This is a genomic window from Anaerotignum sp. MSJ-24 (assembly GCF_018918145.1).
In the GTDB taxonomy this organism is placed as follows: Bacteria; Bacillota; Clostridia; order Lachnospirales; family Anaerotignaceae; genus Metalachnospira.
This window is the reverse complement of sequence record NZ_JAHLPX010000003.1, coordinates 145678-161669: the sequence shown is the minus strand read 5'-3', so window position 1 is coordinate 161669 and position 15992 is coordinate 145678. Positions and strand designations below refer to the sequence as shown.

Here is a 15992-nt window from a genome sequence, read left to right as displayed (position 1 = left end):
AGCCGGTTATTTACCGACCTACGGCGTTAAAATTCTTACGCTCTTGCCATATCCAGTTCATTCATTATAAACGGCAATACTTCCTCCTGCTTTATATTCAGCACAACGGAAAATTCACTATGGAGCATTTTCTGGGCCTCTGCAAAAAATCTTGCATCGCTCTGGTGAAGCTTTTTGCCCTTTGTTTTGAGCTCCTGCTGATGTCTGTGAACAGCTTTTATAAGCGATATAAGCTCCTTATGTCTGCCGTTTTTGATAACCTCCTGATAGGTTGCCTTTCTTACCGACTCGTTATCAATCCACATTTCCTCCTGCTCCGGCATTTCGGAAATAAGGTTCATAATTTCTTCGGACGAAAGTATTCTGTGCATCTTTGCCTCAAGCTTCGGATTTCCGACCGGAACATATACCGTCGATTTTTTATCTCCGACAGGTACAAGAATATAATATTCCTTATCTGCGCCGTTAAACTCCCTAAGCGTAATATCCACAATTTTGCACACACCTTCTGATCCGTATACCACAAGGTCATCCTTGCTGAACATCATAATCCCTCCCTGTTTTTAATAAAAATATTTATTTATACATTTTCTACACATTGTATACATATTATAACATTTATTTTTTTAAAATGTAAGTTTTTTTGCAAAAACAGTTGATTTATCCTGTAAATTAATATATAATAATAAATTTTATATATTTTTTGTACAAAAATAGATACAAAATTTAAAACTTTTTAGTGTTTTTCACAAATATTATTGCCTTATTTTTCGGTTCATATTCACTTTCACTCAGAACCATCTGCATTTATATTGTTAAATAAAATGTTATTTACAATAATTTAAAGCCTTATATGCCTTTTCAATATCCGGTATATAAAATTTTTTCTTTTCATACATAACTACACCTTTATCTTTCCAATGTGAAACACTTCTATTAATACTCCTTAACGGAGCACAACACTGAATACACAAATTCTGTTTATCCATATTTTCAAGCTTGCCTTCTTCATTAGCCAAAAGCAGACAATCCAACACTCGCTCATCAACAGTCATGCTTGAAAGCCTTATTACCTTCTGGGTAATATATACCGCTTTTGTTGAAATCTCGTCAAGCATAGTCACTGCAAAATCCGGACGTTCATTAATCCATTTTAACAGATTATCCTGATTTATCAGAAGCAGACGGCAATCGGTTATTGCCGTAACGGTAGCAATATTTTTTATTTTACAGAATATCTCCATCTCTCCGAGAATACTCCATGGTTCATTCACAAACAGCGGCATAACGGTTCCTCTGCTCAAAAGTATTGATACGCTTGCCGTACCGCTTATAAGAATATACAAAAACTTATGCTCATCATTCTGGATAAGTATAGGCATACCGGCAGATACATTTTTTTCAATCCAGCTTTCTTTAATTTTCTTCGGAGCGTCCTCTAAAATTTTCTGCAATTTATTCATAGTATTTTTCATAATATTTCTTCCTTATTTTCAGTCATATTTACCGATTTTTTATCATTATTTCAAAATTAGTCACTTGACCTTTTTTTAATTTTATACCGGTATTATACTAAAATCAACAAAACACAGGAGGTATTTTAAATGAGAAAGCTTATTATTGACACAGACACAGGCTCGGACGACGCTGTTGCTATACTTATGGCACTTCTTTCCGATGATATTGAGGTGCTTGCAATGACAACAGTAAGCGGAAATGCTCCTCTTGAGCTTGCAACGGCAAACTGCTTACAGACTATGGAGATAACAGGAAATATTGTACCTGTTTATGCCGGAGCAGACAGACCGCTTATAAGAGAACGTGTTCATGCACAAAATGTACATGGTGAAGACGGAATGGGCGATATGGATTTAATCCACCCTACATTAAAAGCCGTTGAAGGCGTTCATGCGGCCGATGCAATTATCGATATTGTCGAAAAAAATCCAAACGAGGTTGAAATCGTTGCAATAGGACCGGTTACTAACATTGCTCTTGCAATATTAAAAGCTCCCGACACAATGAAAAAGGTTAAAGCAATATGGACAATGGGTACAGCCGGATTCGGCCCCGGAAACACAACTTCTGTTGCCGAATTCAACGTATATGCCGATGCTGAAGCATACAGAATTATGATGAACTGCGGTGTTCCCATTTACATAGGCGGATTTGATATTTGCATAGGTGCTGCGGCGTGGACTGTTAAGGATATGGACGAATTGCTTGCATCAGGAAAGCCGATTGCAAAATTCGCCGTTGAATGTAACGAAGGTCTTGCTCAGTTTAATATACGCTGTAAAGGAAGACGTTTTGTTGATTTGCCCGATGCCGTAACAATGGCCCGTGTTCTTTGGGACGATATATGCGATGTAGTTCCCTGCATGGGATATGTATGTATTAATGAGCCTGCTACATACGGACAGGTAGTTCTTTATGACGGTTCTCCGCTTGCCGGCTTAAACGGATTTGAAGACAAGCCTTTCGGTTTTTCCGAACCAAACTGCTATGTCATGAAAAACTTCAATTCAAAGCTCTATAAAGAACGTCTTGCAAAACTACTCACAAAATAAATTTCCGTAACTAAAAAGCTCCTTTATTCCGGTTTTTATATTCGTGCCGGAATAAAGGAGTTCTAATTTTTATGCTTCTACATTTTTAATGTTTTCAACAAGAATATTATACTGCTTTTCAACAGCCGCAAACATATCTGAACATTCCGGAAGCTTATCCTTGCCTCTAAGCTCATCTGTAAGTGCCGCGCTGACCTCGAAAAGCTTGTCAAAGCCGAGATTAAGGCAGATACCCTTTAACGTATGTGCAGCTCTGAAGGCTTTTTCAACATCATTATTTTAAATTCCGTCTTTAAGCTCATTAAAGCTTGGATCATTGAGAAATTTTATTGCAAATCTCTTTACCATTGCACCGTTTCCGAATCTTTTAAACACACTCTTATAATCTGATTCTATTGCCTCATAGCATTCTTCAATCGTCATTGCTCTCTCCCTAATTTTATTTTTTAATATATTTTGCTATTGTTGTAATAATTTTTTGTGAATCAAGGGGCTTTGCAAGATGTTCATTCATTCCTGCCTCCCTGCTCATTTCCATATCCTCTTTAAAAGCATTTGCCGTCATTGCAATAATCGGTATTGTAGAAGCATCAGCTCTGTTCATAGATCGGATAAGCTTGGTTGCCTGTATTCCATTAAGTTCAGGCATCATAAGATCCATTAATATAACATCTATATCTCCCGGCTTAGATTCTCTGAAAATATCGACTGCCTGCTGGCCGTTCCATGCTTTTGTTACAATCGCTCCTTCATTTTCCAAAATGAATTCCACAATTTCCATGTTAAGGTCATTATCTTCAACAAGAAGTACTTTCACTCCTTTTATTAAATCACTTTCCTGTGCTGTTTGTAAAGAGTTATCATCTTCTTTTGCATTTTTATTTATCTCAAACGGTATTTTAACACTGAAGGTTGTTCCTCTGCCTTTTTCGCTTAAAACCGAAATACTTCCTCCCATTTTTTCGACAAGACTCTTAGTTATTGCAAGACCGAGTCCGGTTCCTTTATAAGACGTTCTTACATCACTGTTTTCCTGTGTAAACGGTTCAAACATATGCTTCTGGAATTCTTTGCTCATTCCTATACCGGTATCGTAACAAATAAATTCATATTCCGAACGGTTCGGAGATATTTTTATTTCTCTTGTGCATAATGTAACAGAGCCTTTTGCCGGAGTATATTTAACCGCATTGCTTACGATATTCATATATATTCTTCTCAGATGTAAAGGACTTCCGATTATATTCGGATTTTCAATACTGCCGTTGTCTATTACATCAAATGTAACACCTCTTTCGTTTGCCTGAACCTTTGTCATTGATACAACGTCATTAACAACCGAATTATAATTAAACGGTACATTTTCAAGAGTTATTTCTCCGGATTCAAGCTTACTCATATCCAGTATATCGTTGACCAAGTCAAGCAGATACCCCGACGCCGACCATATCTTTTTTCTGCATTCAGTCTGCTTTTCCATATCATTCGGAAAATGATTGGCAATCTCAAGCATGCCTCGTATACCGTTTATCGGTGTTCTTACATCATGGCTCATTCTTCTGAGAAAATCGGTTTTGGCTATATTTGCCTTATTTGCTTCCTCTGCACTTTTTATCAGCTTATCGTTATATTCATGCTCTTTTTCAATCTGCTCGGTAACATCTCTTGTGGCAAGCACCGCAGAAACTGCATTACCTTCCGCATCTTTTTCTCTCGGAATTATAAACGTCTGATACCATGTACTGTAAATATCCTTATATGTAAAGCTTAAGTTTTCCATATCCTTAAGTCTTTCCTGCATTGTTGATATATCAATAAACTCACTGTATGCCTTACGATATTTTTCGTCCACATACAGATCACAAGCCTGTGTAAGTGCATGGTAATCATTATCCGTATGTCCAAACATACCATTTATTGCTTTAGGTGATTTAAACACCTTCACAACTTGTCTTTTTATATCAACAAGGAATGTTATCAAGTATATTTCACTTATTGCGCCTATAATACTGTTCTGTTTATTAATCTCCATTATATGTGCATTATTTGATTTCTGGTGAATTGCACTCATTATAAACAAAAATGCAACAATTATGAACAGTGTATACAGCATAATATTCATACACTGGCTAAAGGCAGACATCATAGGATAATATACATACAAATGATAATCACGGCATTTTGCTTTTCCGCCGTAATAAGTTTTTCCGTTATACGAAAACTTCAGCAGATTTCCGTTTTGTTTTGTATTATCGAGAACCGATATAACATCGCAGTCTTCAACGTCTTTTCCGTTTATATTTTCATCATTGGCAGAATAAACTCTTTCTCCGTCCGTTATAATAAGCGTTCCGTCCATATCAAGATTATAAACGCTGAGAAGATTTTCCACAGCGGTATATTTTGAACGGACAGCACCCGTATTCTGACAATAGTATCCAATCACAACTCCCGGTTTGTCTCTTCTCGAAACCGCAGCAAAATCATATATTGCACCGTTTGTTTCAACTCTTTCGACAACAACCTTTTCTTCGTGTTCTGAAACATCGCTCATTGTTTTGCTGTCAATAATGCTCTTCCAGAAATAGTAATCAGAATCCGCTTTATTATATTCGCAAAGAAGCTCATTATTTTCGTCCGTAACAATAATTCCGGTTAATCTTTGTCCGTCAGCATGATTTTTAAGATAATTTGAATCAATCGCAGTATTATCCCTTTCCATATCTCTGACTACTTCAATAACTTCATCACTGAGCCACATAAGACTTTTTGATTTATCGGATGCCGTTACCGCATCATAGCTGATACACTGTGATTTAAGATAATCCAGCGTTCCTTGTATCTCGTTTTCGAGATTTCTTCTGTCTCTTATTGAACTCAAAGCAAAAATAATCAAAAATATAGTAATGCCTATAACGATAATCAGCTGACTGAAGCCTTTTTTATTGCTTTTAGGTTTATCTGATGTATTCTTACTCAAATTCCTTTACCTCCAAAGCTTTGTTAGCATCAATACCATATTTTTGTAAAATTTCTTTAGATGTTCCGTCGTTTCTCATTTCTTCAAGTGCCTTTGTCAGTTCATCGGCAAGCTCTTTGTCGCCGTCTTTTTCAAAGGCAACACCGACTTTTGCGTCCAAAAGGCTTTCATCCAAAATTTTATATAATTCCGGAAACTCATTTATATATTCAGCCGCAACAACCTCATGGCAGGCTGCCGCATCAGCATACTCATTTCTTAGCATTGCAAAAACTATATCCATATTTTCAACCGAATATAATCTGCCTACTTTCGGAAATTTATCATTATCTCCTTCCAGCAGCAGCTCCTCCGGCTTTGTGCTGGACATAACGGCTATTGTTTTTCCGTTTAAGTCATCAAGCTCATTAATATCGCTGGATTTTCTGACAACAACAATCTGTCTGCTGTTCATATATGGTCCTGCCCAAAGATACTTTTTTTCTCTTCCTGTATATGTAAAGCAGCTCCATATACAATCTACTTCGCCGTTTTTAAGATATTCATCTTTGTTATCCCATTTAATCGGAATGAAAACCGCTTTTCTTCCTATTCTTTCACAAGCTTCTTTAGCAAGTTCTATGTCTATTCCTGTTAAATCTCCGTTTTCATCGGTATATGTGTACGGCTCGTACACTCCGTCAATTCCGATATTAAGCTCCGGCAGATTATCTTCTTTATACGATTTGTCTGCATTATTTTTTGCACAGCCGCCAAGAAGAGATACTGCCATAAATAAAACACACGGTATAAAAAATTTATTTTTCATCAGGTCAGCTTCCTTTGTTATTTTTCTTCATTGTATCCGAACTGCCATAAATTTGGTTTATCAGATACCCCCCCCCGAAAATTCCCAGTTATTACCTAGCATTTTAGGAGCCTGCATACTCATATTTCTTTGTTTCTGTTCTCTTTCATCAAGGCCGTAACTCATTTCTTCTTTTATTCTGCCCTGTATGTCAACAAGGCACTCGAGAAGAATTGGATTAAATTGTCCGCATTCACCGTTCAAAATCATCTTCATCGCCTGTTCATGCGTAAACGATTTTTTATAAACACGCTTGCTGACCAGTGCATCATACACATCGGCAAGCGAAACAACCTGTGCCGAAATAGGTATTTCATCGCCCTTAAGTCCGTCGGGATATCCCTTTCCGTCATATCGCTCATGGTGCCATCTGCAAATGTCCCTTGCTGTTTTAACAAGCTCTTCGTTTCTGTACACATCAAGGTCTTCCAGTATTGATGCACCTATAACGGTATGTGTTTTCATAATTTCAAATTCTTCATCGGTCAGCTTACCCGGCTTATTAAGTATTTTTTCATCTATTCCTATTTTACCGATATCATGGAGAGCCGAAGCCGTTGTTATAATGACTCCCTCTGCCCATGTTATATTGTATTTATCCGTTTTCTGTACAAGTCTTTCAATCAGCATTCCAGTCAGAATATTAATATTCTGGACATGAAGTCCGCTTTCACCATTTCTGAATTCGACAATCTGGCTGAGTATACCAATCATCATACGGTTATTTTTCTCTTTTTCATAAATCTGGTCTATAATAAGAGTTATAAGTCTTCTCTGTTTAGCATAAAGCTTTATTGTATTTGAAACACGCTGGTATACTATCTTTGCGTCAAACGGTCTGCTTATATAGTCCGAAACCCCCATTTCGTAAGCTCGCCTTATATAACTCTCCGAATCCTCACTGGAAATCATAACTACAGGTATATCTTCTATCCAGTGATTCCTGTTCATAACGCTAAGCACCTGAAAGCCATCCATTTTCGACATGACAATATCAAGAAGGACAATAGATATGCCGGTTCCGTATTGCTGAAGCATATAAAGACATTCTTCACCGTTGCAGGCCTCTAATATTTTATATTCGGATTTAAGCATTTCTGTTAGTATCTCTCGATTCATTTCGGAATCGTCAACAATCAATATCTGCTGTTTAATTCTTTCTCTTTCATGCAGAACGTCCATAGAGTCCTCATCAAAGGCTCCGTTCTGGGTAACAACCATATCTTTCTCGTTCTTTGCCTGATACATAAGTTTATCGGCTCTGACAACGGCGTCCTCCACTGTTTCGTTTTTTGCAATAACTCCGCCTATGCTTACCGAAAGCTTAAGTCTTGTATATCCGGGAATATCTGCTGAACGAATGTTGTTTTTAATCTCTTCAAGCTTCTTATTGAATGTTTCTTCTTCAATTTTAGGCATTACAAGAACAAATTCATCTCCACCGTAACGAACAAAAACATCATTTTTTCTTATAGATTTTCTTATTGTTTTGGCAACGGTAGCAAGCACAATATCACCGGCATTATGTCCGTATGTATCGTTATAAAGCTTGAAATCATCCAAATCTATTACGGCAACACCGGCTGAACTGTTAACGGTTTTGATTTCGTCTTCATAATATGATCTGTTATATGCACCGGTGATCGCATCCTTATAGAGCTTTTCGGTATACATTGTAAGCTTGCCTAAAAGCTTATCATGGCCTTCCAAATCAAGCATTGTATCATCATCAAGCTGTTTCAAAAGCTCCATTACATAAGGCTTTCCGTCAATCTCGACATATTTTGAAATGACCTCATATATATCCGAGTTCAAAAACTCAAGCTTTGTCCTCTGGCTTTTCTCATTAAAAGCCTTAAGCGAGATACAATTATCACATGGATGCGTTTTGTTCCAGAACGAATAACATTCACACGGCAACATACTGATATCATTATCATTGACATCCTGTTTTTTTATTTTACCTATTGAATTTTCATCAAGAAGTCTAACAATATCAAAAACTTCTTCGTAAACTTTCATTTTTTCCTGTGCCTGCTGCATTGTCATGCTATTTTCAGATTCCATACATTTCCTCTCTTCTGTAAAAACCCAAAATAAATATTAAAAATGTAGCTATATCTATTATTGGCATCAAATGTCACATCTGATTTATACATAAGAGCTTAAGCCTAAACAGCATTATCAAAAGCACCTTCAAGTCGCAAATTATGCTCAATACAAAATATAGACAAATTAATTTATTTAAACTGTTATTCTATATTATTGTATCATATATTATCTGATAAATAAATCTAAAATTATTTATCAATTATAACAAACACGGTGATTTTTAATTGCCCATTGCAGACAAAATATAGTTCCTCACACTAATCTTTTTTATTTTCTTTATTTACATGTAACTTTTGTTTTCTTAAATACCATCAGATTATTACAAATTTATTAAAAAATCTGTATCTTAGTCCGATACAGATATTTTTTTTGGCATAAAATCGAGATAATCCGCAGAAACCAGTTCATACTCTATCCCATTTATACTGCCTTCTATTATATTTTTAAAATTTTCTTCTCCGTGGATATGGCCGTACAGAACCTTTTTAACGCCGTATTCCTCAAATATATCGGTAAAGCCGGTTTTCTCAAAGCCTTCACCTATCGGCGGAAAGTGCATTGTTCCTATAATTTTTCCGCCATATCCGGCTCTTACGGCACTGTCCAACGACAGCCTCAACCTTATCTGCTCTCTTTTATATATTTTCATATCGTTTTCGGTAAATTTACTTGTATTCGGGCATATCCAGCCTCTTGTTCCGCAAATTGCATAATCCCCGTAAATACGGAAATTGTTCTGTAAAAATTCAATATCCGGATAGGCAGTCGATACCTTGTTCATGGACTGCCACCAGAAATCATGGTTGCCCATAAGCATAATCTTTCTGCCATTAAGTCCTCTTATTATTTCAAAATCACTTTCAGCTTCCTGAAGATTATTCGCCCAGCTTATATCGCCCGGTATAAGCACGGTGTCATTTTCGCCGACTATGCTCTGCCAGTTATCGATTATCTTTTGGGTATGGTTAAACCATTTTTCTCCGAATATATCCATTGTCTTGTTAATGCCTGTTCCAAAATGCAGGTCAGCTATTGCATAAAGCATTTGTTACTTCCTTTCAGACTCTATACATTTCGGCAACTATATTGAGCTGCTCATTGAAATCCTTAAGCTTTGATATATCTCCGTCCTCATAGAGTGAAATAAACCTTCTGTTAATGTTGTCTGCTTCGTCAACATGGAGCTTAAAATACAAATTCTGAATATTTTCAAGAATGTTGTTGACAAGATTTGTTTTGAGCTCACTCATTTTTTCCGCCTGCATAAGCTCCTCTCGTATTGTGGACATTTCCTCATCAAGCTTAAAGGACGCCTCTGCACAGGCCTTCAGTCTTTCCTTAAGTCCATTCGGCATATTTCCGCTGTATTTATAATTCAGCTCATGCTCGGTAACAGCCCAGAAATTCATTGCAAGTGTTCTTATCTGTATTTCCGCAAGAACCTTTTTAAAGCCGAATGCGGTATTGAGTGCATATCTTATTATTATATGATAGCTTCTGTAACCGCTTTCCTTTTTGTTGGCTATATAATCTCTTTCCTCGACAATTTCAATGTCGTGTCCGTCACGCTGTCTTATTATGTCGGCAATCTTCGGAATATCCTCAACGAACTGGCATATAAGCCTTATTCCGGCTATGTCCTCTACCTCTTCTTCGATTTTATCTCTTTCAATACCCTTTCGGCTTACCTTTTCGATAATGCTTGCGGCTGATTTAACACGGCCTTCAACAGATTCTATGGGTGAATACATACCCATTCTGAGAAATTCTTTTCTTATGTAGTTAAATTTAAGCATAAGCTCATCCACAGTCTGTTCATATGGATAGAGCAGTTCCTTCCAATTTATTATTTCTTTATCCAAAGCTTTTCACTCCATTTTAAACTTTTACCTTTATAGATTATATCATAAACAAATGTCAACCTAAAGCTGTTTTATGTAATTTCGGTTTTTTGTGACATTCTCCATATTCCGGAACACATCACTCATTTCTTGCAAGGTAGCTCCAAGGATCTGTATGCTCTCCGTTTATCCTTACCTCAAAATGACAATGGTTTCCCGTTGCATATCCTGTTGCTCCGCACAGAGCCACAGTATCGCCTTTTTTCACACTGTCACCTGCTTTTACCGAAAGCTCGCTGTTATGACCATACAGAGTTGTTATTCCGCCGCCATGGTTTATTATGACAGTATTTCCATAGCCGTTTATCCAGCCTGCCTCTATAACCACACCATCACCTGCCGCCGTTATCTCCCAGCCGTACGGTGCCGGAATGTCAATACCTGTATGAAATTCATATCCGTTTCCGACAGGACTCATTCTTCCGACATAGCCGCTGCTTACGTAATAATGTCCCGGCACAGGCCATTCAAGCTCTCCGCCGGTATATTGCGTTACAAAATCCTCATTTTTCTCCATGCCGTTTATTATTTCGGCGGCCTTTTCGCTTGCTGTCTGTATTTCCGCAAGCTCTGCCTCAAGCTTTTCTGCATCAAGCCTGTATTCCTCAAGAAGCTTGTTTTTCTCCTCATAAAGGACAGCCGTTTCAAACTCCTTTTCGGTTTTGAAATTTTCGAGTATGCTTTTTGCTTTTTTTCCTTCGGTTATTTCCTCAAGCTTTTCCTTCATTATTTTTTCATTTTCCGCAAGACTGTTCAAAAGCTCATTGTCGTATTCCATAATATCCACAACATACTGCTTTTCAAGAAGATATTCTGATATGTCGGCATATTCAAGCAGAATATTGAAATAATCACATTCTCCGTTTTCATATATAAACCTTATTCTTTCCGAGGCAATTTCAAGCTGTTCATTATATTTTTGTTCTGCCGTATCATAGGCCTCCTGTGCCTTATCTATTTTTAATATCAGCTCGCCTATTTCCTTATCGGCTTTGTCAATATCCACAAACGCCTCCGAAAGCCGGCTGTCAAGTGCCGCTATTTCCTTTTTAAGCTCGTCCTGCTCATCATAATTGACATTGAGCATAGCCTGTTTTGTTTCTTCTTCCGCTTGAAGTCTGGCATATTCGGATTTCATATCTTCGAGCGTTTCGGCATTTGCGGTAAACACTATAATCGGTATAAAAACAACCGTTGCAAATTTCTTTAAATCCATCGCAATCCTCCTGTTAAAATTTTACAGAAGAATTATAACATTTACTCATATACTGCGGTGAAACAATCAATCGCCTTTATATTCCAATATTTCTCATTTTTTATTTACTTCAAGCCATGCCCTGTGAAAGTCATATCGTATGACGTCGCTGTTTGCCGAAAACAGATAGCGTGCGATTATACGGTTTACCTTGTAGCCGTTGTTTTCCGCTGTTTTTATGACATCGGCGGTATTATTGTTTTCATGTACACCGACTTCGGTTTTTATCACACATTCCAGATAATCAAATTCGTCCGTATTTCTTTCCCATAAAAGCTCCGCTCCTATATACGGAAGTCCCATATTGGGCTTAAAGCCTTCGTTTTCATTGAACACAAGACAGCATATATATGGATTTTCGACTGTTCTTTTCATTGACTCCTCATTAAAATAATCAACCTCTATTTTTTCTATATCTGGTATGGATTTTTCAAAGGGTCTGCTGTTTATTCTCTGCATTTCGGCAAATCCGTTTTTATAGGTTCTGAGTGTTTTCAGCATTTTTTCTTTTTCCTGTATTTCCGATATAATTCTTTTTTCGGCTCCGTCGGTAAGCTTCATTATTTCATTTATATTCATATCCGGCAGTTTTTTAAGCTGTTTAACCGGAATCTCCATTTTTCTGTACATATCTATTTCCCAAATATCGAATATATCATTTTTGCTGAACATTCGGTAATTATTGTCGGCACGTTCACTGCCAATCAGTCCTTCAGTTTCCCAATAGCGTATTGCCGATGGCTTAACATTAAAAAGCTTTGCTATATAGTTAATTTTATACTCATTTTTCATAACATTCACCTTGACATTAAAGTAACTTTATAGTTTATAATAACACTCGTTGTTTCAAAATAAAAGGAGTAATTAAAATGGACATAATTAATGACAACGAGGCTAAGCTTTACAAACACTTTCTTACCTCATCTTTAGGCAGTGCAATGGTAATGTCGATATACACAATGGCAGACGCCGTTGCAATAGGAAAAGGAGTCGGTCCTCTCGGACTTTCGGCTCTCAACATAACAACGCCGCTGTTATGCGTACTCATAAGCTCCGGTCTGCTTTTCGGCATAGGCGGTGCATCGCTGATGAGCATACAATACGGACAGGGACAAACAGAAAAAGGTAACCGTATATTCACATCGTCATGTATCGGAATACTTATATTTACGGCAATATACTGGGTTATATACGGTGTGTTTATGGATAGGCTCATTTCTCTTCTGGGTGGAACGCCTGCCATTTATGACTATGTTTACAGCTACATGAAATGGGTGCTTAGATTTCTTCCGGTTCTTCTGCTGGCAAACTTTATGTCTTGTTTTGTCAGAAACGACAACAATCCGAGGCTTTCAATGGCGGCTGTAATCGGCGGAGGAATATTGAACGTATTTCTCGACTGGCTGTTTGTATTTCCGTTAAAAATGGGAATGGGCGGAGCCGCATTGGCATCTATGCTCGGCATGCTGCTTTCGTTACTGATTGCATCAAGCCATTTTCTCAGAAAAAGCTGTCGGTTAAAATTTATTAAACCCAAAAGCTTTATAGCCGATTTCAAAAACATATTAATGACGGGAATTTCAAGCTTTATAAACGAATTTTCCAACGGACTTATCGTATGTCTGTTCAATTTACAGATATTACGTTATTCAAACGAAATAACACTTTCGGTATACGGAGTAATCTCCAACTGCTCCATATTGTTCTGCTCAATGTTCACAGGCATCGGTCAGGCTGTACAGCCACTTATTTCCGTAAGCTACGGTGCCGGAAAGCCGGAAAGAATAAAAAAATTTAAACGCTACGGAATAACAACCGCATTGATTATGGGTGCTGTGTTTACACTTATCGGTGTTGTTTCTCCGATAGGCGTAATGAAGGTTTTCACAACCGTATCGGAGGAAACCGCAGCAATAGGAAATACCGCATTAAGAATATATTTTATTGCATTTATATTTATGGGTATCAATATAATAAGCTCATATTATATGCAGGCCGTCATAAGAAACACAGAGGCATTTATAATATCGTTTTTAAGAAGTATACTTTTCAGCTGTACGCTTGTATTTATAATGCCTAATCTGTTCGGCATATCGGGCATATGGACGGTAATGCCTGTTTCCGAGGCATTGACCGCAGTCATCTCCTTAATTCTTATGAAAAGAAAAAAATAATATTGTATACGCAAAAAGTTCTCCCATGATATTCACAGGAGAACTTTTTTGCTCAGGCTCCGACAAAATACAAAAACGCAATAACCGCCAGAAGTCCGATAATAAAGAATTTATTGAATATTATTTTGAATATAAGCCATGTACAGGTTCCGACAACAAAATAAATTATTATGCCTATTATGTATAATATGGCAAGTATTATAATCAGCGGAAGTAAAAACAACAGCATAACTATCACCGTCCATTCAAATTATTTTATGCTATATTACCGCCATGTGCCGATTATGTCAATTAAATTTATCTGAAGCTTCTGCCTCCGCCGCCATGCGTTCTTCCGCTTGAAGATGTATGCACATGCGAGCCTCCGGAGCTGCTTGGACCACCGCCGTTATTCTTCGGTCTTGGTCTTATTCTTGTTGTTACAAATGAGTTTACAAGTCTGTCGCTGTTTACACTCAGCTTCATATCACTTTTTGACGTATATTCATAAACATCTTCGGCTTTCTTGAAGGCATAGCTTTTTTTCACAGAAAATACACCTATCAATGCGGCCGCAACTCCGACCACAGCACCGACAAGTCCAAAAAACATCATTGTATCGGCTTTGCTGTTTTCCTCCGGCGTTCCCATATTGTAATAGCTTTCGGTCAATCCGATCTGCTGTGTTACACACTCACCGAAATTTCCGTCATAGGCATAGTCCATAACATCATCAAAAATAAGCTGTATTCTGTCATATGTTATGTAATCCATAGCTTCACCGGAGGTAGAAATATAAAGCTCTCCGTTATCCATATCCACAAGATACAATATTCCGTTTTCTGCTCCTCCGAGATTGTCATAATAATCATCGGCATAGGCTTCCACCGTTTTGCCCTGTGCATCTCCTGTCGTAACAACGTAAACGTCCCAGCCGGTAAGCTGCGCAAGACTCTGCGAATCATTTTTGATTTCTACTATATCTGCGTCACTGAACAGTCCTGCCTCATCATAAACCGCCTCTGCCGCAAAAGCCGATGTGCAGATTGAAAGCATAAGCACTGTTATCATAACAAAAGCAAAAACGATTTTTTTAATTCCGTATTTTAATGTCATGCTATCAGACCTCCAATCAGCATAATTACAGCAAAGAATACAGCAAACAATGCCAGACCGAACAAGAACAGCTTTTTGTTGTCAATAGGAAGCTGGCCTACTGTTTTTCCCGTCTGTCCGTTTAGTGCGAAATAATATACCTTATCCTTAGCCACATACGTAACTACCCAGACAGGAAGAAGCACATATTCCCATTTCATATCCACAGGCTTAATGCTTGTGCTTTTGTTTGACAGCATATTATATCCGCCGACTGTATTTTCCAGAAGTCTGCCTGCATATGTATTAACCTGACTTTTAACGGTTTCACTCATTTTTTCCGTTTCAATATCTCGGTTTTCAGCCATAAAACCGGATAAATAAGCCATACTAAATTTTTCCATATCTTCGTCCTTAAACGGCTGAACGCCTGTCGCAAGCTTTGCTCTTTCGTTATCCATAGCAAAGTTTTTGATATTGTCAAAGGTTATTCTGCCTTCACGGACTATGTCATAGACCTTTGTTTCGGTATATTCTATATCTCCGACTACCCAGACACGCAGATTTTTTCCGGTTGCCGTATACCTTCCGTCAACGGTGCAGTCCGTCATCCAATAGGGATAATAAACACCGCACATTTTTTCGACAGCTTTTTTATCAATAAATGCTTTCGGAAGAAATTTCTTAGACGACATCCATTCAAAAAATCTCTTTTCGGCCTCTTCCCTGTTGATTTTGAACGGTATCACATAATCCGGCTTCATGCTTCCTTTAAGCTTTTCGCTCAATATAACCGGAGAATGGCAGTAATAGCAGAAGGTTGCCGTTGTTGTATCATCGGTTATAATTTCAGCACCGCAGTTCGGACAGCTGTACATTCTTGCATGCTCGTCAAAGTTCTCCTCTGCCGACTGCTCCTGTTCCTTGTTTTTATTATTAAGCTCTTCAAGCTCCTCCACCGTAAAATCACTTAAGCAGTAATCACAGTGAAGTATATTTGTTTCGGCATTGTATTCAAGACTTCCGCCGCAATTCGGACATTTATAGACAGTTGTGTTGTCCATTTGATTACCTCCCGT

General features: G+C 37.7%; 15 protein-coding genes and 1 pseudogene. 2 read left to right on the top strand and 14 right to left on the bottom strand.

Annotated features, from left to right (window positions below):
• Positions 1-35: 35 nt before the first annotated feature.
• Both KQI66_RS03015 and KQI66_RS03010 read right to left on the bottom strand, forming a co-directional pair.
• Complete coding sequence (locus tag KQI66_RS03015; RefSeq protein ID WP_216427208.1) at positions 36-548, bottom strand: CarD family transcriptional regulator; 513 nt, start codon at positions 546-548, stop codon at positions 36-38.
• 279 nt (positions 549-827) lie between these two features.
• A complete protein-coding gene (locus KQI66_RS03010; RefSeq protein ID WP_216427207.1) occupies positions 828-1475 on the bottom strand; it encodes a Crp/Fnr family transcriptional regulator in 648 nt (215 codons plus the stop codon).
• Positions 1476-1604: 129 nt separating this feature from the next.
• On the opposite strand from KQI66_RS03010, the gene KQI66_RS03005 reads away from it, so the two are divergent.
• Positions 1605-2570, top strand: a complete 966-nt coding sequence (locus KQI66_RS03005; RefSeq protein WP_216427206.1) for a nucleoside hydrolase — start codon at positions 1605-1607, stop codon at positions 2568-2570.
• Between the two features lie 69 nt (positions 2571-2639).
• On the opposite strand, the pseudogene KQI66_RS11550 reads toward KQI66_RS03005, so the two are convergent.
• The 9 genes and pseudogenes from KQI66_RS11550 to KQI66_RS02965 all read right to left on the bottom strand — a co-directional run.
• Positions 2640-2834 (bottom strand): annotated as a pseudogene (locus KQI66_RS11550) (Hpt domain-containing protein); the annotation flags it as partial.
• A gap of 15 nt (positions 2835-2849) precedes the next feature.
• The gene (locus tag KQI66_RS11480) at positions 2850-2993 is read right to left on the bottom strand and encodes a hypothetical protein (RefSeq protein WP_330654980.1); all 144 of its coding nucleotides are present in this window, start codon (positions 2991-2993) and stop codon (positions 2850-2852) included.
• Between the two features lie 16 nt (positions 2994-3009).
• Positions 3010-5550, bottom strand: coding sequence for an ATP-binding protein (locus KQI66_RS02995; protein WP_216427205.1), 2541 nt, complete (start codon positions 5548-5550; stop codon positions 3010-3012).
• Positions 5543-6358, bottom strand: coding sequence for a substrate-binding periplasmic protein (locus KQI66_RS02990; protein ID WP_216427204.1), 816 nt, complete (start codon positions 6356-6358; stop codon positions 5543-5545). Before KQI66_RS02990 ends, KQI66_RS02995 begins: the two co-directional genes overlap by 8 nt.
• A gap of 60 nt (positions 6359-6418) precedes the next feature.
• Positions 6419-8464, bottom strand: coding sequence for a diguanylate cyclase (locus KQI66_RS02985; protein WP_216427203.1), 2046 nt, complete (start codon positions 8462-8464; stop codon positions 6419-6421).
• Between the two features lie 391 nt (positions 8465-8855).
• Entirely contained in the window at positions 8856-9554 is a 699-nt protein-coding gene (locus KQI66_RS02980; RefSeq protein ID WP_216427202.1) for a metallophosphoesterase, read from the bottom strand.
• A 13-nt stretch (positions 9555-9567) separates the two neighbouring features.
• Positions 9568-10371, bottom strand: a complete 804-nt coding sequence (locus tag KQI66_RS02975) for a GTP pyrophosphokinase (RefSeq protein WP_253287641.1) — start codon at positions 10369-10371, stop codon at positions 9568-9570.
• A gap of 118 nt (positions 10372-10489) precedes the next feature.
• Positions 10490-11626, bottom strand: coding sequence for a murein hydrolase activator EnvC family protein (locus KQI66_RS02970; RefSeq protein WP_216427201.1), 1137 nt, complete (start codon positions 11624-11626; stop codon positions 10490-10492).
• Positions 11627-11719: 93 nt separating this feature from the next.
• Positions 11720-12457: a MerR family transcriptional regulator gene (locus tag KQI66_RS02965; RefSeq protein WP_216427200.1), complete on the bottom strand. Its 738-nt coding sequence runs from the start codon at positions 12455-12457 to the stop codon at positions 11720-11722.
• Between the two features lie 77 nt (positions 12458-12534).
• Between KQI66_RS02965 and KQI66_RS02960 the strand changes: the two genes are divergently transcribed.
• Positions 12535-13839, top strand: a complete 1305-nt coding sequence (locus tag KQI66_RS02960; protein ID WP_216427199.1) for an MATE family efflux transporter — start codon at positions 12535-12537, stop codon at positions 13837-13839.
• Between the two features lie 52 nt (positions 13840-13891).
• On the opposite strand, the gene KQI66_RS02955 is transcribed toward KQI66_RS02960, so the two are convergent.
• The 3 genes from KQI66_RS02955 to KQI66_RS02945 all read right to left on the bottom strand — a co-directional run bounded on the left by KQI66_RS02955 (position 13892) and on the right by KQI66_RS02945 (position 15977).
• The gene (locus tag KQI66_RS02955) at positions 13892-14068 is read right to left on the bottom strand and encodes a hypothetical protein (RefSeq protein WP_216427198.1); all 177 of its coding nucleotides are present in this window, start codon (positions 14066-14068) and stop codon (positions 13892-13894) included.
• 68 nt (positions 14069-14136) lie between these two features.
• On the bottom strand, positions 14137-14934 hold the full coding sequence (locus KQI66_RS02950) for a TPM domain-containing protein (RefSeq protein WP_216427197.1): 798 nt from the start codon (positions 14932-14934) through the stop codon (positions 14137-14139).
• Positions 14931-15977, bottom strand: coding sequence for a TFIIB-type zinc ribbon-containing protein (locus KQI66_RS02945; RefSeq protein WP_216427196.1), 1047 nt, complete (start codon positions 15975-15977; stop codon positions 14931-14933). Before KQI66_RS02945 ends, KQI66_RS02950 begins: the two co-directional genes overlap by 4 nt.
• Positions 15978-15992 lie beyond the last annotated feature (15 nt).